The sequence below is a fragment of the Nocardioides epinepheli genome (genome assembly GCF_037936805.1).
GTDB lineage: Bacteria > Actinomycetota > Actinomycetes > Propionibacteriales > Nocardioidaceae > Nocardioides.
This window is the reverse complement of the sequence record NZ_JBBMMC010000007.1, coordinates 1-21,852: the sequence shown is the minus strand read 5'-3', so window position 1 is coordinate 21,852 and position 21,852 is coordinate 1. Positions and strand designations below refer to the sequence as shown.

Here is a 21,852-nt window from a genome sequence, read left to right as displayed (position 1 = left end):
AATGGAGAGTTCGATGAGACACCGCACTTCGTCACCCTGAACGAGCTCGGCGAACTCCATCGCGGCTCCTTCGTTTCGCGTGCCACGTCTCGGACAGCCGACTAGCCGAGGTTGACGCTCGGCAGCCGCGTGGCAGCTCGGGTCGCGATCGGAGATCCCGAGTACACGAGGCGGATCCGGTGCCGGCCCTGGGCGAGAGCCACCCTGACCTTTGTCGCCCGTCCGTCGCCTCGAACGGCGACCGTCTTGGTCCTAGCGCCGTCGACGATCACGGTGATCGACCCGCCGGGCGCCGGAGCACCGGGCGTCGAGAGTCGCGCGGAGACCACGACGCTCCTCGCCTTGACCGTGCGGATTCCGTCAAGAGCGCTCAGGGCCTTGACGGTCACCGCTCGGCTTCGCGTCGTGGTGCGGGCCGTCCCGTAGCTGGCCAGCGCCTGGAACCACACCTTCCGCCCGACGTCCGCCGTCGAAAGTCGATAGCGTCGCGCGCTGCCGACGGATCGACCGTCGCGCCGCCAGGTGTTGTCGATGTGGTCCGGTTCGGCGTTGTAGGAGGCCGGGGTGTGGGTCAGGATCTGTCCGGCGACCGCCCGGCCGCTGGTCAGCGGTCGGGAGGTGGCCTCGAACCGGGTGATCGGTACGGACAGGTGGCTCGCGACGCTCTTGTAGTTGGCCTTGACCGCCGTCAGGCGCAGGTCTCCGTACCACGGTTGTGACCAATCCGCACCGGTGAGCGCTGCGACGTCGCCCGTGGTCTTGATGTCGTCAAGCCTGTGCCAGGACCCATCGCTTCCTCGCATCAGTGCCTCGATCCGATCGGGAACGACGTTGTATCTCGGAATCCTGATGGTGACCGGTTTGCCCAGCACGTCGTTGACCAGGCTCGCCTCCTCGCGCACGGCCAGCTCGTGATCGGGTAGGAACTCGACCTTCGCGTCGACGCCGTAGTTGTCCTGACCTAGGAGGCTGTTCCAGCCGGTGCCGGCAGCCGGGCGCGTGGTGCGAACTGCGCCGTTCCCGACCAGCCAGGCGGTTCGCAGTCCCTCACGCTCGATCTTGATGTGGACACGCGGCGCGACCTCGATCGCGCCGAGCCCGGGGAGCCGGTAGGCGCCGCTGGCGTCGGAGACCGTGGAACTCATCAAGGTCTCGCCGGACCAGGCAGTGATCCGCACGCCGCCGACCCCTCGCTGTTCGCCATCGCTCCATCCTTCGTGCAGGAGGCCACGAATGCCGTGACCGCCGCTGACCTCGACGTCGTTGCCGCTGCTCGTCTCGCCGGCGGCAACGGTCTGGTAGACCGCGTCCTCGGGGGTCGCAGCCGAGGGCATCCACGAGGTGGCGAAGCCTTGGGCGGTTCCCGCGACCGTGACCTCGACATCGGCTGGGACCGCGAGAGTGTAGGGCTCGGTATACGTCGTGACGGTGTCTTCCCAGCTCGTCTCGAGGGCGACGGGCTGTCCCTGGTGGAGCACCCACGCCTTGACGTTGCCGGCCAACGGGCCACCGAAGCCGTTGACGACGCGACCGGTGAGCATGCCGACCGCGGGAATGTCGACATCGACGCCGGTCGCCGTCACGTCGGCGCCAGGTTGGACCGACGGCGCCGTCTCGGCGCTGTAGCCGTCACCGTGGAAGTACCGGAATTGGCCGGCCGACGTGCCGGGCTGCCCGGCGAGTGCGTAGAGCTTGACGGGCATCCGGGTGGTCAGCTGATAGCTGTAGCTTCCGTCGGACGAGGTGAGCACGCTCGCGCCGGTCGAGAGCCATGCGCCGCCGATCCACCTGAGCACACCGACGGTGACCCCCGCCTTCGCGACTCCTGCTTCGGTCACCGTGCCTTCCAGCCGGCCGCCGCGAGCCAGCGCGGCCGATGCCTCGACGGTCGCCTCCTCACCCACGTGGACCGTTCGAGCGCTCTCGCGCTGCTCGTCGCCACCGATCCAGGCCGGGACATAGGGCGACAACGCGTTGACGAAGATCTCGTAGTCACCCGGCTCCACGCCGTCCACGGAGTAGGACCCGTCCGATCGGCTCCTGGCCTCGAACGACGCCGAACCGGTGCCGACCTCGTAGAAAAAGATCCTGACGTCGGGAACGCCGACGTTCCCGTAGACGGTCGCGGAGCCGACGGCGTGCGCAGACGTCACTGGCATGGCCGCAGCAACAAGGACGGTAGCCACGAGAGAAGCGAGGACCCTCAACACTGACGCCATCTGGTGCTCCATGCCGTAAGAGACGAAGCCTGGCCGACAGTGCGGGAGGCGGGGATCGCCGATCCTAACGGCGGCTAGGCCCCAACGGGAGAGAACAGCGGACCTCAAGAGTTGGACCACTTTCGCGCGGGCCGACGAGAGCATCGCTTCCCTATCGTTCGGCTGGTGCGGATCCTGCTGCTCGACACGTGCTCGGTGCTCGGGCCTCTCGGGGGGGCGGCCTTCCGACTCATCCTGCCCATGCCGGATCCGGCGTGTTGCCCTACGACAACGCGATGGTCGGGGTCGGCGAAGTCGAGGGTTCGGTCCGCACACGGACAGCAGCTGCCGCCGCCGTCGCGGAACCAGGCTCCTCCGAGTACGGCCTCGACGACGTGGCCTTCGGTTGGAGCGCCTCGCGCGTCGCGAGGCTCCTCGACTCCACTCCGCCCAGGAAGGCTGGCGACCTACCTCACCCGGACCCTGAGTGGTGCGGAGACTGAAGGCCGATCAGTCCACGGGCAGGTCGCAGGTCCATGCGGTCGAGGACGAACAGGGCGTCCTCTCCGACGAGGAGGTCGGGCCCGCTGCAGGTCTCGACGAGTCCGTAGCCCACGATCAGTCGCGACGTCGCGAGGCTCAACACCATGCGAGACCCCAGTCTCGCCCGGTGCTGACGCCCGGATTGGTACCTACTCGGCCAACTCCAAGGCCACACTCGCCTCCACGGTGCGTGTGCCCTTCCCCTCGGGCAGCACGGTGGAGCGCAGCAGGACGTAGACCAGCGGGCACAGCACCAGCGCGATGAGGAAGCCCAGGTTGGTGCGACCGGAGTCCTGGAGCCAGTAGGCCAGCGCGGAGGAGCCGAGCATCGCGATGATCCCGGCCCAGTTGAACTGCTCGACCCGTCCGATCGAGCCGGTCGAGCCGCGGCGCACCACGAAGAAGTCGGCGATCATCAGCGCGCACAGGGCCGTGGTGAGGATGCCGAGGAGACCGAGGAAGGAGTTGATCCGGTCCAGGATGTCGCCCCAGATGGCCAGCAGGGCGATCACGTTGCCCAGGACGACCATCACCAGGCGCCCCGGGCTGCGGCCGGTGAGCGCGTCGGAGAGGTTGCTCAGCGCCAGCGAGCCGGAGTAGGTGTTGAGCACCTGGGCCTTGGCCTGGGCGGCGTACATCACCAGGAAGCCCAGGAAGCCCGAGAGCACGATGAAGTAGGCACCGGGGTTGGCCGACGACATGAACGCGATCTTGTCGGCGATCGTGGCGCCGGCCTGGCTGGCGGCCTGGTCGGCGTTCGCCGGGTCGGCCAGGTGCTCGGCGACCACGAGGTTGCCGGCCTGGAACACGATCGTGCCGATCGCGACCACCACGATGTTGACGACGATCGCACCGCCCACCGCGAGGATCTTGACGTCCGAGGAGGTGCGGGCGTAGCGGCTGAAGTCGGCGCCCACCAGGGCGAGGGCGCCGGCGATCCCGGCGATGATAGAGAGGGCCGCGGTGATCTCGGTGAAGCCGACGTCGGGCGGGCTGTAGGCCCAGATGTCGCCCAGGGTCACGGCGGACTTGTCGAGCGCGACGAACGTGACGACCACGAACAGGATCCCGCACAGGACCGTCAGAAGCAGCGAGACCTTCTGCACAAGGCCGAGGCCGAAGGTGGTCAGGACGATCCAGGCGATGGTCAGCACGGCGTAGATGCCGATCTTGTTCGCGGTCGTCGGTTCCCAGCCGAACATGAAGATGGTGCCGTAGTAGAGCAGCGCATTCTCCAGGGCGAGGAAGCCGAGGATCATGAAGGCGAAGACCAGTGAGGCCACCGCCGACCCGCGCGAGCCGAGCCCGAAGAAGCGCGACGTCACCGTCGACGACGTCCCGGCCACCTGGCAGACGCGGCCGACGCCCCATCCGATGGTGGAGCCGAACACGGCGGCGATCAGCGCGACGACGAGTCCCCACTTGGTGCCGGCGGTGAAGGTGACGGCGGCACCCACGCCCAGCACGACGAGCGTCGACCCGACGCCCGCGGTGTTGGCGAAGAGCTTCCAGCCGCTCTGACGTTGCTCGGACGGCACCGATTGAAGGGCGTTGTCCTCGATGACGGCCCGCAGATCTGGCCGCGCTGAGGTGTTTTCGGGCATGACGGAACTCCTGACGGGTGAGTGAGCCCGGCCCGGCGCCCGGTGCGCCGGGCCGGTGGTGCGGCCCGAGAGTGAGGGGTCGATCAGAGGTTCAGGCGGGCCCGGATCTCCTCGGCGCGGTCGCGCAGGTACATCACGAAGGAACCGCTGCGGTCGACGACGCAGTCGTACTGGTCGAGCACCACGATCGTCGTCGTCCCGAGCTCGATCACCGCGGGCCCGCTGATCTGGGTGTTCGGTCCCATCGCGGTGCCCTGGTGCACGTCGACCTCGACCATCGCCTTGCGCTGCGGCGACCAGATCTCGCGCCGTGCGGGCCGCTCCGGCTTGTCGACGGCGACCTCGGAGCTGAGGTCGATCCGCTCGTCGGAGGTGCGTCCCACCGCGGAGAGCCGGATGTTGAGGACGTCGATCGGCATCTCGTCGCTGTGGTAGCCGAAGAGGAGCTCGTGCTCGGCGTGGAAGGCCTCGGCGATCGCGGCGACGTCTGGCGTGCCGAGCATGCCCGCGTCGAGCGGGATGTTGAGCTCGTACCACTGGCCCTTGTAGCGCAGGTCGAGCGAGGGCTCGAAGGTGATCGCGTCGTCGCCGACTCCTTCCCCGCGCAGGGTCTCGCGGCCCTCCTCGGCCATCGTCTTCCACGTGCCGACCAGCGCGGCGAGGTCGAGCGCGTCGAGCCGGTCGTTGGCGCTCTGCACGTAGTCGTGCTTGAAGTCGCAGACCAGCATTCCGGCCGCGCAGAAGATCGAGGAGTCGCGGGGCGTGATCAGGACCGGGATGTCGAGCTCGCCGGCGATCGCGGCCGCGTGCACCGGACCGGCGCCGCCGGCCACGACGATCGGGAAGTCGCGCGGGTCCAGGCCGCGGCGCACCGTGATGTCGCGGACGCCGGAGGCCATCGAGACGTTGACCAGCTCGTAGATGCCGGCGGCGGCCTCCAGCACGCTCAGCCCGAGTGGCTCGGCGACGTCACGCCGGATCGCCTCCTCCGACGCCTTCTTGTCCAGCGCCATCTGCCCGTTGAGGAAGCTGTCGGGATCGAGATAGCCGAGCACGACGTCGGCGTCGGTGGTGGTCGCCCGATCACCGCCCCGGCCGTAGCAGGCCGGGCCGGGCACGGCGCCCGCACTCTGCGGGCCGACGCTGAGCAGGCCGCCCTCGTCGACCGACGCGATCGAACCGCCGCCGGCACCGATGGTGTGGATGTCGACCGAGGGCAGTGCGAGCGACCAGCGATCGATGCTGCCGTCGGTCATGACCAGCGGCTTGCCGCCCTTGACGGCGGCAGCGTCGAAGCTGGTGCCGCCCATGTCGACGGTGAGGCAGGAGTCCCAGCCGTGCTCGGCGGTGACGAGCAGCCCGGCCGTCGGGCCCGACGCCGGTCCAGAGAGTAGAGAGAGCGCCGCTCTGCGGGCGAGCTCGGACGGCGTCGCGACCCCGCCGTTGGACTGCATCATCAGAAGCAGGCCGCCGAAGCGCACCTCCTCGAGGAGGCCGGTGAGCGTGGTGAGGTAGGAGGAGATGATCGGGCCGGCGTAGGAGTTGAGCACCGCCGCGCTGGAGCGCTCGTAGTAGCGCGCCTGACCGAGCAGCTCGGCCGACTCGGTGAGGTAGACGTCCTCGCCCATCACCTCGGCGAGGATCTCCGCCGCCCGGCGCTCATGGCCGGCGTTGGCGTGCGAGTGCATGAAGGAGATGGCGACCGACTGCACGCCCTCCTCCCGCATCGTCTCCGCCGCGGCGCGGACGCCGTTCTCGTCCAGGGGGGTGATCTCGCTCCCCTGGTAGTCCATCCGGCCTTCGACCGGCAGGCGTAGGTGCCGGGGGGCGAGCGGCTCGGGCATGGCCAGCAGGTTGTCGTAACCGTCCTCGCGGGTGCCGTGCCGCATGGGGAGGACGTCACGGAAGCCCTCTGTCACCAGCATCGCGGTCTTGGGGCCGCGGCGCGTGAGCAACGCGTTGGTGGTGACGGTGGTGCCGTGGACGATCAGGCCGATCCGGTCGGTGAACTCCTCGACGGAGGTGCCTTCGAGGTCGGCCAGCTCGCGCAGGCCGTTGAGGACCGCCTGCGGCGGGTCCGAGGGCACCGAGCTGGTCTTGTGGATGCGGCGGCTGCCGTCGGGGTAGATCACGAGGAAGTCGGTGAACGTGCCGCCGACGTCGATTCCGATACGGATGCTCATGGTGTGAGTCCTTGGCTGTGAAGGAAGTGGTCAGGCGCGGAGCGCCGCGGTCTGGGCTTCGTCGACGGACCGGCCGTCGGCGGTGAGGACGACGCCGTAGTCGGCGCGCGCCTTCTCAGGAGAGAGCAGGCCGTCGCGGATCTCGGCCAGCACCTTCTCGACCGGTCGACGCAGCGGGTCGCCGTAACCGGCTCCGCCGCCGGCGTTGGAGATCACCCGGGTGCCGACCGGCTGCTCGATGATCTCCTTGGAGCCCCAGTCCTGGCCGGCGCCGTCGGGATACTCGACCCGCAGCTCGTTGAGGCCGGAGTCCTTGCCGCCGAACAGGCCGCGGGCCGGGAAGGCACCTTCGTGCGCCATGTTGTCGGCGAGCGTGACGCCGATCTGGCCCTCGCCGTAGGTGCGCCAGGCCGAACGGGTGCCGTAACCGCCGCGGAACTCGCCGGAGCCGGCGGAGTCGGGCAGGTACTCGTTGTACTCGAGGAAGTGCGGCGTGGTGATCTCGAGCATCTCCGGGTCGGGGTAGCGCATCTGGCCGGCGGTGCCGGTGAAGCCGAGCGCGTCCCATCCGTCCTGACCCTGGACGCCGCCGGGACCGGTGCGCTGGAAGACGGTGAACGCCGCGAAGGGCTCGCCGGTGCGCGGGTCGAGGCCGTTGGTCGCGGTGCACATGTACTTGTTCCAGCCCGCGCACACCCGGTCGGGGAGGGCGTCGGCGAGCGCGAGCATGATCGCCTCGACCACCTCGTCGCACAGCTGGTTGCCGTAGATGGTCGCGGCCGGGAACTCGGGGTCGACGATCGAGCCCTTGCGGAACCTGGTCTCGATCGGCGCGAAGAGGCCCTGGTTCGTGGGGATCCGGATGCCCCCGCTGGCCATGAGCATGAGGAACGCGATGCGGACGGCGCCCTTGGCCGCCGCCGGGGGCATGTTGCAGATGCCCGGCGACTGGTCGTCGGAGCCAGAGAAGTCGAAGGTGATGTCGCTGCCCGCGATCTCGATGTCGACCGCGATCTTGTACTTCTTGGTCGGGTCCACGCCGTCGGAGGTCATGAAGCTCTCGCCGTGGTAGCGCCCGTCGGGCCAGCGTCCGACCTCGGCCTCGACCTGGCGCCGGGAGCTGTCGAGGATGTAGCGCCAGTGGGCCTCGTAGCTGTCGAGGCCGTAGCGCTCGACCACCTCGACCACGCGGCGCGCACCGACGGTGCAGCAGCCGACCATGGCGCGGATGTCCTCCATCACGAACCCGAACCGGATGTTGGCGGCCAGCAGGTCCCACACGTCCTTGCGCGGGACGCCCTTCTCGACCAGCTTGACCGGCGGAATGCGCAGCGCCTCCTGCCAGATGTCGCGGGCGTTGGGGTTGTAGCCGCCGGCGGTCATGCCGCCGATGTCGGCGAGGTGGCCCTTGGCCGCGGTCCAGCCGATCAGCCGGCCCTCGGCGAAGATCGGCAGGAAGATGCCGGTGTCGGCGTTCTGGTTGCCGCCGTGGTAGACGTCGTTGTGGATGATGACGTCGCCCTCGTGGATGTCGTCGCCGTAGTACTCGATGATGTACTCCAGCGACGGGTGCGCACCGAAGGCGATGATCGCGGCGAACTCGGCCTGGGCGAGGGTGTTGCCGTTGCGGTCGAAGATGACGGTGACCAGGTCGCCGATCTCGTTGAAGATCGGGGAGCGCGACGAGCGCATGAGCATCGTCGCCATCTCCTTGGTCACCGAGTCGATCCGGCGCTGGAGCACCGAGGCGGTGATCGGGTCGATGTCGTCGGGGACCGGCACCGGCGCGGCGCCCGGCGCCGTCGATGACTCGGTGGCGGGCTTGGTCAGCTGCTCAGTGGTCATGGATCGAGACCTCTCCTCGGGCGATGCGGTGGAGACCGGTCGGGTGCTCGGACAGCTTCCGGCTTCCGGAGGACTCCACGATGAAAGTGTCGGACATGTAGCCGCTGCCGCGACCGCCGTCGTCTTGGACCATCGGGTGCAGGGTCACGACCATGCCCTCCTCGATGACGTTGTCGCCGGACTGCTCGGGGTCCTCGACGACGTCGAGCCCGATCATCGGGTCCTCGATCACGTCGAGTCCGAGTGAGTGTCCCGACCAGTACGACGTCGAGGCGCCGTGCCGCTCGACGCCGGCGAGGACCGTGCGCTGGATGTCGCCGGGCGTGGCCCCGGGCACCATCGCGCCGGCGCCGTCGCCGATCCCGTCGGCCACCGACCGCGCCATCCGGGTGGTGACGTCGTCGGGCACGGCGAAGGTGACCATCCGGGCCAGCTCGGTCCAGTAGCCGCGCGGCCCGATCATCTCGAAGGAGAAGGTGTGCACGTCGTGGGTGCCGAGGACCCGGTCGCGCGGGCTGTCGAACGTCGACTGGGAGTGCTCGTTCTGGGCGTCGGTGTGCATGGAGAGGAAGATCGGGTCCTCCCCGCCGTGCAGGTGTCCGACGCGGTGCATCTCGGCGGCGATCTCGCGCTCGGTGATCCCGACCCGGGCGATCTCCAGCAGCCGGTGGAAGCACTGGTCGAGGATGTAGGCCGACTCCTCGGCACCGGCGAGCTCGTAGGGGCTCTTCACGGCGCGGACCTTCTCGAACTCCTTGGTGAAGTCGACGAAGGCACATCCGGGAAAGGCCTCGGTCAAGGCGAGGTACTCGTTGACCTTCAGCACCTGCCCCATCCCGATGATCCCGACCTTCTCCAATCGGTCGGACTCCTTGAGCGCCTCGACCAGGCCGGCGGCGGTGGTCTGCGGGAACCGGTAGTCACTCACCCAGCCCGAGGCCGGCTTGCGGGCGCTGACCAGGCTCCCGGAGAGGACCAGGGACGGTTCGCGGCCCCGCAGGAGCACGGCGTTGCCGTACTTGTGGCACAGGTTGTAGTCGGCGACGTACCGCAGGGAGCCCTTGTGGCCGCGATAGTCGTTGGCCGCGAAGACGAGGGCGTCGAGGTCGTGCTCGGCCATCGTCTTGTCGAGGGCGGCCCACCGCCGATCGCGCTCGTCGTGGGACTGGGACATGGGAAACCTCTTCCGGAGAGCAGGTCTGGGTGACGGCCGGGTCCCGGCCGTGGGCGCCATCGGAGGTGGATCGTGGAGATGATCGAACCCGTGGCGCCGAGGTTCGGTGAAGGTATGCCTGGACCGCTCATGCCGAGAACGAACGGCGCTATGTTTTCCGGTGTGGCGAATTCCACACCACCCATCGAGTCGATCCACCGTGGCCTGGTCCTGCTCAAGGAGCTGCGCGACGGCCGGGTGCTCGGGGTGAAGGAGGCCGCCGAGCTGCTCGACGTCGCACCGTCCACGGCACATCGCCTGCTGAGCGCCCTGTGCTTCGACGGCTTCGCCGTCCAGGACCGCGACCGGCAGTACCGCCTCGGACCCGAGATGCACCCCGAGCAGGTCCGCGGTCGCGACGTCGGCGAGTTCCGCACGCTGGTGCACCCGGTCATCGATCGGCTCAGCCAGGCTGTCGAGGAGACCGTGCACGTGTGGGTGCGCCAGGGTCCGCTGCTGCGATGGGTCGACGGCGTCGCCGGGCCCACGCCGTCCCATGTCGCGACCGACCGGTGGGACCGGGTGCCGGCCTACGCCTCGGCCGCCGGGAAGGCACTGCTCTCCGAGCTCAACGGCAAGCAGCTCGAGGAGGTCTTCGTCGACGGCCTCCCGCCGGCGCGGGCGTCGCGGATCACCAGCATGACCTCGCTCAAGCGGCATCTGCACGCTGTCCGCACCCGGGGCTACGCGCTGAGCATCGAGGAGTCCGCCCAGGGCGTCGACGGCGTCGCGGTCTGCTCGAAGGACTCCCTCGGCCGCCCGATCTTCGCGATCTCCCTCGCGATCCCGAGCTCGCGCTTCGATCGCGCCAAGGTGCCCGACTACGTCGAGGCGCTGCGCTACGCAGTGGAGCAGACCGAGGAGGCGCTCGCGACTCCGTCGTCGTGACTAGCCCCCACTCGGAGGTTGAGTAAGTTGGCGGGCGAGGAACGAGCCCGGGACGCCGCAAAGCCACGCAACCACTCGGAGGTTGAGCAAGCTGGCGGGCGAGGAACGAGCCCGACAGCGCCGACGAAACCTCGCAACCGACCTCGGAGACGCTGGCAGCGAGGGTCAACGGGGTTTCGTCAGCGCTCGCTGGCGCTCGCTTGCTCAACCTCCGGCGCTCGCTTGCTCAACCTCCGGCGCTCGCTTGCTCAACCTCCGGACGGGAGACGTCGGGAATTCGCCTCACCGGAATCGGGCGCGTCCGCCGTGGTCTGGGGACGCGCGCCGTCATTAACGTGCCGCCACCCGCACCGCGGTGGAGACGGACGCAGATCCTTGCGGACCTAGCGAACCTCAGGTGAGCCTCCGACCGCTGCGCATCGACCTGCGATCAGAGCGAGGCACGTGATGACCGTTCAGCAGCAACGACCCACGGCCGAGGACGGCCGCGCCACCCAGGACGGCACGCCGTCCGACCGGTGGGGCGGACTCGTCGAGGCCGACCGGGTGCACCGCACCCTGTACACCGAGCCCGACATCTTCGCCGAGGAGATGGTGAAGGTGTTCGGCGGCGAGTCCTGGGTGTATCTCGCACACGAGTCGCAGGTGCCGGAGCCGAACACGTTCCGCTCGGTGCGGATGGGCCTGCGGCCGGTGCTCGTCACCCGCGACCGGAAGGGCGCGCTGCACGCGATCTTCAACCGCTGTGCCCACCGCGCGGCCACGGTCTGCCGTGAGGAGTCGGGCACCGCGAAGAGCTTCCAGTGCCCCTACCACGGGTGGACCTTCCGCAACACCGGCGAGCTCGTCGGCGTCCCGTGGCCGCAGGGCTACGGCGAGATGGACAAGTCCGAGTTCGGCCTGACCCGCGTGACCAAGGTGGAGAGCTACCGCGGCTTCATCTTCGGCACCATGAACGCCGACGCACCCTCGGTCGAGGAATGGCTCGGTCACGCCCGGCCCTGGCTCGACTACTGGGTCGACCGCGCGCCCGACGGGGAGGTGCTGGTCGACGCCGCCGCCTACCGGATGGGGTTCCGCGGCAACTGGAAGCTCGCCTACGACAACGCCGGCGACGGCTACCACCCGTCGTTCTCGCACCGCTCGCTGCTGGAGATGGCCTCGCGGATGGGCGAGACCAAGGACATGTCCTACTTCGGACGCACCCCCGACGACGGACCGATGCTGTCCTACTCCCTCGGCAACGGGCACAGCGTCATCGACCAGCGTCCCGCCCACGGCGAGGAGGCCGGCGGGTTCTGGGCCAACCAGCGCCCGCAGCCGGGACGCGAGGCCTTCGAGGCCGCGATCCGCGAGCGGCACGGCGAGGACGCCGAGGAGCTGCTCGACCTGGCCATCGGTGCCCAGATCAACCTGAGCATCTTCCCCAACCTCCTGCTGATCGGGAACCAGGTCCAGGTGGTCGAGCCGCTGGCCGTCGACCGCACCCAGCTGACCTGGCACGCCACCCGTATCGGCGGCGTCCCGGAGGAGGTCAACACCCTGCGCATGCGCACCCAGGAGGACTTCCCGGCGTTCGGCGAGCCCGACGACCAGGCGAACTTCGAGGAGGCCCAGCGGGGGCTGGCCGCGCCCGAGGCTGAGTGGATCTTCATGAACCGCGGGCTCGACGTCACCGAGTGGCAGTCGCTGGACGAGGACGGCGTGATCGTCACCGCCGTGACCGACGAGCTGCACATGCGCAGCTACTACGACGAATGGCTGCGCCGGATGCGGGAGGAGATCCGATGAGGCTCTCCGCCCTGCCCCAGCAGTACCGCGACACGACCGCGCACTCCTTCCACGTCGACGACGAGTGGTACGACGAGCTGGCCGCCTTCCGCGAGATCCTCGCCGACGACTGGCCCGCTGCCGACGTCGAGGAATGGCATGCGGCCCAGTCCTTCCTCGCCCAGGAGGCGCGGCTGATCGACGACGGCCGCTTCAACGACTGGCTGGAGCTCTTCGCCGGCGACGGCCTGTACTGGGTGCCGGTGGTCGCCGGCGGCGGCGACCCGCGTCGCGAGGTGAGCCACGCCTTCGACGATCACCGCCGGCTCACCGACCGCGTCTACTGGCTGCGCACCGGCCTGGCCTACAGCCAGATCCCGGCTTCGCGGACCAGGCGTCTCCTCACGAACATCGAGACGATCCGTGACACCGAGGGACGCCGTCTGGTGCGGTCGAACTTCGTCGTCCACGAGTTCCGGGCGGGGGTCACCAAGACCTACGCCGGGTGGTACGGCCACGTGCTCGTCCCGGACGCGGCGGCAGCCGACGGCTGGCGGATCCGGCTCAAGATGGCCAACCTGCTCGACTCCGAGCAGTACCACGAGAACCTGACGCTGGTGTTCTGACGTGTCCGCCGATGCTGACACCGATCGAGGGGTCGAGGCGCTCGAGCGTGAGCTGGTGCTGCTGCGCTCGCGCGTGCGACGTCTCGAACGTGACCTCGCCTCGCTGCGGCCCCTGGTCCGCACCGCGCGCGACCTGACGCCGTGGGACTTCACGCCCTACCAGCTCGAGCCGGGCGGCGACTGGGTCGCGGTGGACCGACAGCAGATCGAGGAGCTGCTCGCCGCGCTGGCCGGCGTCGACCACTGGGCTCCGTGGCGCACCCCGATCGAGCCGAGGCCGCAGCCATGACCGCCTCCTCGATCGCGGTCCTGAGCCACGTGCCCGATCCGTCGATCGCGGTGCTGCGCGAACGGGCGGGGCTCGCCGGCCGGGACCTGGTGATCTACCGCGCCCACCTCGGCGAGCTGCCCGACGCAGGCGATCACGCCGCGTGGGTCGTGCTCGGCGGCCCGCAGAGCGCGCACGCTGATCGTGACCACTTCCGGCCCGAGGTCGCCGCCCTGCGCGACGCCGTCGAGCGCAACCTGCCGGTGCTCGCCATCTGCCTCGGGTCCCAACTGCTCGCCGAGGCCACCGGTGGCCGCGCCCACGCGGGCGAGCACGGCCTGGAGAGTGGCGTGATCGAGGTGTCCTCGACGTCGGACGCGGTGCCGTCGGGTCGCTACTTCTCCTTCCACTCCGACTCGATGGAGGCGCCGGCCGGCGCGGAGCTGCTCGCCAAGAGCGAGCGCTACCTCCAGGCCTGGCGCTACGGCAGCGCGCTCGCCGTGCAGTTCCACCCCGAGCTCGACGCCGCGGGGTTCGACGCCGTCCTGGCCTTCGAGGCCGACAAGCTCGCCCGCTTCGGCGTCGACGTCGCCGCCCTGCGCGCCGACGTCGCGGCCCCCGAAGCCTCCCCCACTCCTTCCCAACGCCTGCTCGACAGCTGGCTGGCCGGCCTTCCGGCCCACGGCTGACACCCACCCACTCGGGCCCCACCCACAGGAGAACATCATGTCCGCGAAGTTCATCGAGCAGTACGACCTCTACACCGACGACCAGGCCGCCGCCGCCGAGCAGTCGCTCAAGCTCATCGAGCAGCAGGGAATCGAGATCGTCCGCCTCGTCTGGCCCGACCAGCACGGCCTGCTGCGGGGCAAGGCGCTGACCGCCGACGCCTACGAAGCAGCGCTCGCGGCCGGCAACGAGATCACCATGGCGCCGTTCTTCTTCGACCCCGCCAACGCCATCGTGTTCAACCCCTTCACCCCCGACGGCGGCTTCACCGTCGACGGCCTGGGCGGCAGCCCGAACGTGAAGATGGTCCCCGACCCGGGCACCTTCACCGTGCTGCCGTGGCTGGAGAAGACCGCGCTGGTGATGTGCGACCTCTACCTGGCCGACGGCCGGCCGTTCCCGCTCGCGCCGCGCTCGATCCTCAAGCGGACCCTCGCCGAGCTCGACGACGCCGGCATGAAGCTGATCGCCGGCGTCGAGATGGAGTGGTACCTCACCAAGCTGCTCGAGGACAACCTCACCGGAGTCTCCCTGGGAGCGCCGGGCACCCCGGCCGACCCGCCGACCGTCGCCCCGGTCGCACGCGGCTACAGCTACCTGCTGGTCGAGCACCTCGACGAGATCGATCCGATCCTCGCCCCGATCCGCGACGCGCTGCTCGCGATGGGCCTGCCGCTGCGCTCCTTCGACGACGAGTGGGCCCCCAGCCAGGTCGAGACCACCTTCGACATCCTCGAGGGACTCGCCGCCGCCGACTCCGCCGCGCTCTTCCGGACCACCACCAAGCAGGTCGCCCGGAGGCACGGCCACCACGCCTCGTTCATGTGCACTCCCGCGATCGCCGGCTTCTACGCCAACGGCTGGCACCTGCACACCTCACTGGTCGACCACGAGGGCACCAACCTCATGGTGCCGGGCGACGGCGAGATCCTCTCCGAGGTCGGCCGCCACTACGTCGGCGGCACCTTGGCCCACGGCGTCGCGGCGTCGGTGTTCACCACCCCGACCGTCAACGGCTACCGCCGGCGTCGTCCCTACTCGCTCGCGCCGGACCGGCTCACCTGGGGACACGACAACCGCGCGGCGATGATGCGGGTCATCAGCGCGCCCGGCGACGTCGCCTCGCACGTGGAGAACCGGGTCGGCGACTCCGCCGCGAACCCCTACCTCTACATCGCCGCCCAGGCCGCCGCGGGGCTCGACGGCATCGCCAACCGCACCGACCCCGGTCCGATCAGCGACGACCCGTACGCCGCCGATGTGCCCCAGCTGCCGACCTCGCTCGCCGAGGCCGTCGACGCCCTGGCCGAGGACGCCTTCTACCGCAAGGCCTTCGGTGACGACTTCGTCGACTACCTGGTCGCGATGAAGCGCAGCGAGGTGACCCGGCACCAGGCCTGGGTCGAGGCGAACCCCGACGAGACCGCCTACGTCAACGGGGTCACCGACTGGGAGCACCGCGAGTACTTCGACCTGTTCTGACCGCACCCCTGACCGCACCCACCAAGGAGCTGACATGCCCACCATCGAGTACACCTGCCCCGACGGGAGCCGCCGCGACGTGGAGGCGCGACTGGGCGCGTCGGTGATGGAGACCGCCGTCAAGCACGGAGTGCCAGGCATCGTCGGTGAGTGCGGCGGCGGACTGTCGTGCGCCACCTGCCACGTCTTCGTCGACGTCGAGCAGATCGACCTCACCGGCCCGGCCACCGACTTCGAGGAGGAGATGCTCGAGGACGCCGTCACCCCGCCGACCGAGCTCAGCCGGCTGTCGTGCCAGATCCGGATGACCGACGAGCTCGACGGCCTGCGGGTACAGATCGCCAAGGAGCAGCAGTGAGGATCGCCATCGTCGGTGCCGGTCAGGCGGGAGTGCAGCTCGCGACATCGCTGCGCTCGCTGGGCCACGACGGGCCGGTCGTGCTGATCGGCGCCGAGCCCGGTCTGCCCTACCAGCGCCCGCCGCTGTCGAAGGGCTTCCTCGCCGGCACCACGCCGGCCGAGGAGCTCGACCTGCGCGAGCGGTCCTATCTCGACGGGGTGGGGATCGACCTGCGCGCCGGGCGCACGGTGGTCGAGGCGACCCTCGGCGACGAGGGCGGGACCCTACGCCTCGACGACGGCAGCGAGGTCGCCTTCGACGCGCTGGCGCTGGCCACCGGCGCTACGTCGCGGACGCTTCCGGTGCCCGGCGGCGACCTCCCCGGCGTGCTCGGCCTGCGCACGGTCGCCGACGCCGAGGCGCTGCGGGCCGGCCTCGCCGGAGCCACCGACGTCGTGGTGGTCGGCGGCGGCTTCATCGGACTCGAGGTCGCCGCGACCGCTCGGGCACAGGGGCGCCGGGTCACCGTCGTCGAGGCGGCCGACCGGCTGCTGGCGCGCGTGGTGTCGGAGCCGTTCTCGGCCCACGTCCGTGCCTGGCACGAGGCGCAGGGCACCACGATCCTCACCGGTGCCGCGGTGAGCGGCCTAACCGGAGGACCGGACGGCGTCACCGGCGTCACCCTGGCCGACGGCACGACGCTGCCTGCCGACGTGGTGGTGACCGGCATCGGTGCGGTGCCCGCCTGCGACCTGGCCCGCGCCCTCGGCCTGTCGGTCGAGCGCGGCATCGTCGCCGACGAGCACGGCCGGACCAGCCATCCGCGGGTGGTGGCGATCGGCGACTGCGCGGTGCAGCCGCACCCGCACGAGCCCGACCGACTGCTCGGCGTCGAGTCGGTCAACAACGCCGTCGAGCAGGCCACGGCCGCGGCGTCCGTGCTGCTCGGGCAGGAGCCGGCGCCGCGCGGCGTCCCGTGGTTCTGGTCGAACCAGGGCGAGCTGAAGCTGCAGCTGGCCGGCATCTCCGACGGCCACGACGAGCGCGTCGTCCGGGGCGGAGGGGAGCGGCTGACGGTCCTCTACTACCGCCGGGGCCGGCTGATCGCTGCCGACGTCGCCGACAACCCGCGCGACTTCAACGCCGTCAAGAGCGCCCTGGCCAAGGGCGCCACGATCGACCCCCGTGCCGCGATCGACAGCGAGGTGCCGCTGCGGTCGTTGATCTCGGAACCCGTACCCGCCTGAATCCCACTCACGACCGAGAGGACCCACCCATGAGTACCGACACCGCCACCGCAGCCGCCTCCGGCGCCAGTGCCACCGAGCGCTTCCACTCCGACAAGTCCCCGTTCGCCGCGGTCGCCGACACCTCGCCCGAGCGGGTCGACCGGCTGGCCCGCAAGGTGATCGAGGCCCTGCAGCAGACCGTCCGCGAGGAGAAGGTCAGCTATGACGAGTACAACGCCCTGAAGGCATGGCTGATCAACGTCGGGCACGACGGCGAGTGGCCGCTGTTCCTCGACGTGTGGCTCGAGCACGTCGTCGAGGAGGTCGCCACCGAGCACCGCGAGGGGAGCAAGGGCACCATCGAGGGGCCCTACTACGTCCCGGGTGCGCCCGAGCTGGGCTCCGTGGGCACGATCGAGATGCGCGAGGGCGAGGCCGGGACCCCGCTGGTGTGGACCGGCGCCGTCACCTCCGTCGACGGGTCGCCGCTGGCCGGCGCGCTCGTCGAGCTCTGGCACGCCGACGCCGACGGCTTCTACTCTCAGTTCGCACCCGGCATCCCCGAGTGGAACCTGCGCGGCAACTTCCGCACCGACGACCAGGGCCGCTTCGAGATCCACACGATCCAGCCCGCGCCGTACCAGATCCCGACCGACGGCTCCTGCGGCAAGCTCATCGCCGCCGCCGGCTGGCACGCCTGGCGCCCGGCGCACCTGCACGTGAAGGTCTCGGCGCCCGGCCACGAGTTGCTCACCGCCCAGCTCTACTTCCCCGGCGACGCCCACAACGACGACGACATCGCCTCGGCCGTCAAGCCTGAGCTGCTCTTGGACCCCAAGCCCCAGGACGACGGCTCGGTCACCGTCGACTACGGCTTCGTGCTCGACCCGGAGCGCTGAGCCCGAGCCCCGGCCGCCCGGGACGGACGCGGGTATCTGCCGGGGTACCTGTTCTTCGAGCTCGAGGCGATCTGAACACGACTCGATGACTCCGTTGCCCTGTGGATAACGGACCCGGCGATCCGGCCCGGACGCCTAGCATCGCTGTCAGCGGTGCGGCTTCTCGGGAGGAAACATGCGGCGTGCGGGTCTGGTGGGGTGTCTGGTTGCGGCGGCGATGCTGGCCGGGGCGTGCAGCGGCGGCGACTCGGACGAAGGTCCGCCGAGCGGCGCCCCGTCGGACCCGGCGACCGACGAGGGCTCCGGGGGCGGCGGCGAGGTGGACTTCCCGGCGCCGACCCGACGTCAGCTGGCCAAGGGCGTGCGGGTCGGCGACCAGACCACCCAAGCGTTGAGCGACGTCGTCGCCCGCGGGCAGACGCTCGTGGCGGTCGGCGGTGAGTTCGCCGACAACACGTCGCGGCCGTTGTTCGTGTTGAGCACCGACGGCGGCGACACCTGGACGCGGTCGGAGGTGACGGACCCGGCGCGGGAGATGACGACGAGCGAATCGGCCACGAGCGTCGCCAGGAGCCGGAACGGGTTCGTCGCCACCGGGAACGACAACGAGGGTCCAGTGATCTGGAGCAGTCCAGACGGAGTCTCCTGGGCCCGCCAGAAGGCGGATCGAGCCGTCTTCAAGGCCGCCGACTGGGTGGAGCGGGTGCGCTACGTCGACGGCCGGTTCGTGCTGATCGGTGGCAACGAGGCCGCGGCCGGCGCAGCTCACGACCGGGTGATCATGTGGACCAGCCGGAACGGAGCGCAGTGGAAGCGCGTCGACCTGACCACTCGCGGGATCGACGACGTCGTCGGCGAACCCTCGGCGGTCGACGTCACCTACTACCGCGGCGACCTGATCATCGCCGGCGGGGTAGAGAACAACGCGATCGCCGACCAGCCCAACCGCATCGTGATCTGGCGCTCGCGCAATGGGGGCCGCTCGTTCACCACCGACTCCACCCCTGCGGACCTCGCCGGTGACTACCGGGCCTACGCAGACGACTTCGTGCTCAATGGCGGCGAGCTCTACCTGACCGCCAGTGGCGACGGCACCGGCAAGACCTGGGACGCCGTGGTGCTGCGGGCCACCGGCGGAGCATGGGAGAAGATCACCGCTGCCCCGCTCTCGACCTCGGCGGCCGACCATCCCGGCGCCCTGATCGGCGTATCGGGTGGCTGGGTCTACGGGGGACGCACGACCGAGGGAGCCGAGGATGCTCGGATCGCCACCGGCGGCACGTTCGCCGACCTGGCCGCCCTACGCCATCCCGGTCTCACCGCGCGCGGGAGGCAGCTGATCACGGCCGGTGCTGCGGTGGGCAGACGCGCCATCCTGGTCGGGATCACCGACGCCAGCGGTTCGACCGAACCCGCGATCTGGCGGGTTGAGCGCGGGCGCGCCACCCCGGTTCGGCTACCCGCAGAGGTGACTGGCGGCCGACCCCACATCTACGTGACCGAGATCCTGCGGACCGATCGCGGCTGGACCGCTGTCGGCACCGTGGGCCTCAGCCCGGCCTCTGGCGCAGCGCCGACTTGGAGAGCTGGACACCGCAGGGACTCACCGGGCGCAACGACACCGTGAGCTCGATCAATGTGACAGGGGCGGACCTACTGGCCGACGGCCGCGTGCTGATCGTGGGGTCGGCGAACAAGCCACTCGGCGATGACGCGATCGCATGGGTCGAGACCCGCAAACAGGGCTGGAAGCAGGTCAAGTCCGAAGCCTTCGCCAACCGCGGAGAGTCGGGGTACGGCAGCCTCTTCCCGAACGACGTGGGCGTCGGCCCCCAGGCGATCGCGATGCCAGCAGGCGGCTACAGCGACGGCGAGAGCGAGGTTCATCCGCTTCGCTCCACCTCCGACGGCGAGTTCTGGGCACCGCTGATCTCGGCAGGTGCCGCCGACGTCGAGCAGCAAGGCGAGGGGACGAGATACCGCGACTACCGTGCTCCACTCGATGGGGACATCTCGATGAACAGCGTCAGCGTCACCCGAGGCGGATTCGTTCTCGGCGGCTCGCGCACCCCAGCAGGCCGGGGAGCGATCCCGGTGATCTGGCGTGGCGACGCCTCCCTCAGCACTCTTCCTCTCTCCACGACTCTGCCCAAGCCTCGCGGGGCCTATGGGGCCTCGGTCTCGGTGCAGGCGGCGCGGGGCAGGACGATCGTGCTCGCGGGCACCACGTGGGCCTCCGCGGGCCAGCCCGACCCGGGCTGGGCCTCGTGGGTCTCTCGAAACGGCGGCCGTACCTGGCAGGTCGGTCGCCCAGTGGCCGAGAGCCGCGTGCAGGTCTCCGACCTGGTCGCCGTCCCGGACGGATTCGTCGCCCTCGGCAGCACCGGCCCGAGTGCAGACACCGACGCGGCCGTCTGGTTCTCCCCCGACGGGTTGCGGTGGAGCGAGGTCGACGTCGAGCTCGACCGCGCCAGAGGACCCGGCACGCAGTCGTTCACGTCCGGGATCGTCGACGGCGACGAGCTGCGCCTGGTCGGGTACGACGTGCCCCCGACCGGAGGCGGCCCGTACACCACGTCCATCCCGCTGCCGGCCGGTTGAGGGCCGGTAGCCGCCGCTGGCACCCAGAGGTGTCGAGTGCCTCAGAGTCGGGCCAAGACGGTGCCGCCGTGGACGCCGATGACCTGACCGGTGGTGAAGCCGGCGTCCTGCGATGCGAGGTAGGCCACCAGGGTCGCCACCTCCTCGGGCGTGCCCGGACGGCCCATCGGGATCCGCGCGGTGCGCTCCTCGACCAGGGTGGGCGAACGGCGCGCATCCCAGAATTCGGTGTCGGGCACGAACCCGGGCGCGACAGCGTTGACGGTGATTCCCTGCGGCGCGAGCTGTGCGGCGAGGTCGGTGACCCACACGTTGAGCGCGCCCTTGGCCGCGCCGTAGGAGCCCGCGCCGCGCAACGCCGCGACCGAGCTGATCGCCACGATCCGCCCGCCGGGCGCCGCGATCCGGTCCCGGAAGGCCTCGGTGAGCAGGACCGCCGACACCACGTTGAGCCGATAGTCGCTCATCCAGTCCTCGGCGATCGCGGCCAGCGAGTCACCGGAGGACGGCGTCGTGCCGCCGGCGTTGTGGATGATGGCGTCGAAGCTGCCGCTCACCTCGGCAGCCAGTGTCTCGATCGCCTCCGGTTCGGTCACGTCGGCCGTGTGCACCTCGACGGCGTCGCCCAGCTCGTCGGCGACATCGTCCAGGACCGCTCGCCGTCGGCCCACGATGACCACCCGAGACCCCGCGGACACGAGCGCGCGCGTCACCGCCCGCCCGATCCCCGTTCCACCGCCGGTCACCAGAGCTCTGCGTTGCGTCACGTCTCCCAGACTAGTAACCGAGCCTTGGGGGCCATTGCGCCGATCCACGGGCTTCGGAAGGGTGTCCGGGTGACTGCGGCATTCAAGGATCTGGCCCTCGACGCCCTCGACCACCAACGACTCGCCGACTGGTGGTGTCAAGCCATGGGATACCGGCGCAAGGACGATCTCGAGCCGCTACTGGGCGAGGACGGAAGTCGCTGGGAGCGCCCAGCCGAGTGGCCGGTGCCGATCGTGGATCCGCAGGGACGCGGACCGCTCATCTGGGTCGTCGCCGTCCCAGAGCCGAAGACGGTCAAGAACCGCATGCACCTCGACGTCGTGGGCGACACCGCCGCGCTTCTCGCGCTCGGCGCCACGGTGGTGACCCTTCGGCACGACGCGATCGACGAACACGTGAACTGGGACGTGCTGGCAGATCCAGAAGGCAACGAGTTCTGCGTGTTCGATCCGACCTGAGCGCCGAGACCCGCCCGCCGCCGGAGGTTGAGCAAGCGAGCGCCAGCGAGCGCCAGTTGACTGATTGAACCCCGGCAGCTGACTGCGCGATTGTGGTCGGTGGGCCGGCGCGCATGGGTGCCGATTCGGCCGGGTGGTGGGGTGGCCGCGCGCGTAGTCGACCGACACCCGCCGTCAAGGATCGCCTTCGGCGTCCGCTTCGCGGCGG

Annotated in this window: 19 protein-coding genes; 12 read left to right on the top strand and 7 right to left on the bottom strand. The window is 70.1% G+C overall.

What is annotated here, in order from left to right:
- Positions 1–101 precede the first annotated feature (101 nt).
- From WMR31_RS10885 to WMR31_RS10860, 6 genes are all read right to left on the bottom strand, one after another.
- A complete protein-coding gene (locus WMR31_RS10885; protein ID WP_340538843.1) occupies positions 102–2,159 on the bottom strand; it encodes a hypothetical protein in 2,058 nt (685 codons plus the stop codon).
- 511 nt (positions 2,160–2,670) lie between these two features.
- Positions 2,671–2,847, bottom strand: coding sequence for a hypothetical protein (locus WMR31_RS10880; protein ID WP_340538842.1), 177 nt, complete (start codon positions 2,845–2,847; stop codon positions 2,671–2,673).
- Between the two features lie 43 nt (positions 2,848–2,890).
- On the bottom strand, positions 2,891–4,345 hold the full coding sequence (locus WMR31_RS10875) for a purine-cytosine permease family protein (RefSeq protein ID WP_340538841.1): 1,455 nt from the start codon (positions 4,343–4,345) through the stop codon (positions 2,891–2,893).
- A gap of 83 nt (positions 4,346–4,428) precedes the next feature.
- The gene (locus WMR31_RS10870; protein WP_340538840.1) at positions 4,429–6,528 is read right to left on the bottom strand and encodes a hydantoinase/oxoprolinase family protein; all 2,100 of its coding nucleotides are present in this window, start codon (positions 6,526–6,528) and stop codon (positions 4,429–4,431) included.
- 30 nt (positions 6,529–6,558) lie between these two features.
- Positions 6,559–8,373: a hydantoinase B/oxoprolinase family protein gene (locus tag WMR31_RS10865; protein ID WP_340538839.1), complete on the bottom strand. Its 1,815-nt coding sequence runs from the start codon at positions 8,371–8,373 to the stop codon at positions 6,559–6,561.
- The gene (locus WMR31_RS10860) at positions 8,363–9,547 is read right to left on the bottom strand and encodes a M24 family metallopeptidase (RefSeq protein ID WP_340538838.1); all 1,185 of its coding nucleotides are present in this window, start codon (positions 9,545–9,547) and stop codon (positions 8,363–8,365) included. The genes WMR31_RS10865 and WMR31_RS10860 overlap by 11 nt, the downstream gene beginning before the upstream one ends.
- Before the next feature lie 162 nt (positions 9,548–9,709).
- On the opposite strand from WMR31_RS10860, the gene WMR31_RS10855 reads away from it, so the two are divergent.
- From WMR31_RS10855 to WMR31_RS10805, 11 genes are all read left to right on the top strand, one after another.
- The gene (locus WMR31_RS10855) at positions 9,710–10,474 is read left to right on the top strand and encodes an IclR family transcriptional regulator (RefSeq protein WP_340538837.1); all 765 of its coding nucleotides are present in this window, start codon (positions 9,710–9,712) and stop codon (positions 10,472–10,474) included.
- A gap of 447 nt (positions 10,475–10,921) precedes the next feature.
- Complete coding sequence (locus tag WMR31_RS10850; protein ID WP_340538836.1) at positions 10,922–12,265, top strand: aromatic ring-hydroxylating oxygenase subunit alpha; 1,344 nt, start codon at positions 10,922–10,924, stop codon at positions 12,263–12,265.
- The gene (locus tag WMR31_RS10845) at positions 12,262–12,870 is read left to right on the top strand and encodes an aromatic-ring-hydroxylating dioxygenase subunit beta (RefSeq protein ID WP_340538835.1); all 609 of its coding nucleotides are present in this window, start codon (positions 12,262–12,264) and stop codon (positions 12,868–12,870) included. The genes WMR31_RS10850 and WMR31_RS10845 overlap by 4 nt, the downstream gene beginning before the upstream one ends.
- 1 nt (position 12,871) lies before the next feature.
- Entirely contained in the window at positions 12,872–13,159 is a 288-nt protein-coding gene (locus WMR31_RS10840) for a hypothetical protein (RefSeq protein WP_340538834.1), read from the top strand.
- A complete protein-coding gene (locus WMR31_RS10835) occupies positions 13,156–13,827 on the top strand; it encodes a type 1 glutamine amidotransferase (protein WP_340538833.1) in 672 nt (223 codons plus the stop codon). Before WMR31_RS10840 ends, WMR31_RS10835 begins: the two co-directional genes overlap by 4 nt.
- 37 nt (positions 13,828–13,864) lie before the next feature.
- Positions 13,865–15,349, top strand: a complete 1,485-nt coding sequence (locus tag WMR31_RS10830; RefSeq protein ID WP_340538832.1) for a glutamine synthetase family protein — start codon at positions 13,865–13,867, stop codon at positions 15,347–15,349.
- Between the two features lie 34 nt (positions 15,350–15,383).
- Entirely contained in the window at positions 15,384–15,707 is a 324-nt protein-coding gene (locus WMR31_RS10825) for a 2Fe-2S iron-sulfur cluster-binding protein (protein WP_340538831.1), read from the top strand.
- Positions 15,704–16,936 carry an NAD(P)/FAD-dependent oxidoreductase gene (locus tag WMR31_RS10820; RefSeq protein WP_340538830.1) on the top strand — a complete coding sequence of 411 codons (1,233 nt, stop codon included), beginning with the start codon at positions 15,704–15,706 and terminating at the stop codon, positions 16,934–16,936. The genes WMR31_RS10825 and WMR31_RS10820 overlap by 4 nt, the downstream gene beginning before the upstream one ends.
- A gap of 29 nt (positions 16,937–16,965) precedes the next feature.
- The gene (catA, locus tag WMR31_RS10815; RefSeq protein WP_340538829.1) at positions 16,966–17,817 is read left to right on the top strand and encodes a catechol 1,2-dioxygenase; all 852 of its coding nucleotides are present in this window, start codon (positions 16,966–16,968) and stop codon (positions 17,815–17,817) included.
- 175 nt (positions 17,818–17,992) lie between these two features.
- Positions 17,993–19,444, top strand: a complete 1,452-nt coding sequence (locus tag WMR31_RS10810; RefSeq protein WP_340538828.1) for a beta propeller repeat protein — start codon at positions 17,993–17,995, stop codon at positions 19,442–19,444.
- The gene (locus tag WMR31_RS10805) at positions 19,441–20,418 is read left to right on the top strand and encodes a hypothetical protein (RefSeq protein ID WP_340538827.1); all 978 of its coding nucleotides are present in this window, start codon (positions 19,441–19,443) and stop codon (positions 20,416–20,418) included. Before WMR31_RS10810 ends, WMR31_RS10805 begins: the two co-directional genes overlap by 4 nt.
- A 41-nt stretch (positions 20,419–20,459) precedes the next feature.
- Here the strand turns inward: WMR31_RS10805 and WMR31_RS10800 are convergent, their stop codons facing one another.
- On the bottom strand, positions 20,460–21,185 hold the full coding sequence (locus WMR31_RS10800; protein ID WP_340538826.1) for an SDR family NAD(P)-dependent oxidoreductase: 726 nt from the start codon (positions 21,183–21,185) through the stop codon (positions 20,460–20,462).
- 69 nt (positions 21,186–21,254) lie between these two features.
- Between WMR31_RS10800 and WMR31_RS10795 the strand changes: the two genes are divergently transcribed.
- Positions 21,255–21,644 (top strand): VOC family protein, encoded by a 390-nt coding sequence (locus tag WMR31_RS10795; protein WP_340538825.1) that lies wholly within the window; start codon positions 21,255–21,257, stop codon positions 21,642–21,644.
- Positions 21,645–21,852: the final 208 nt, after the last annotated feature.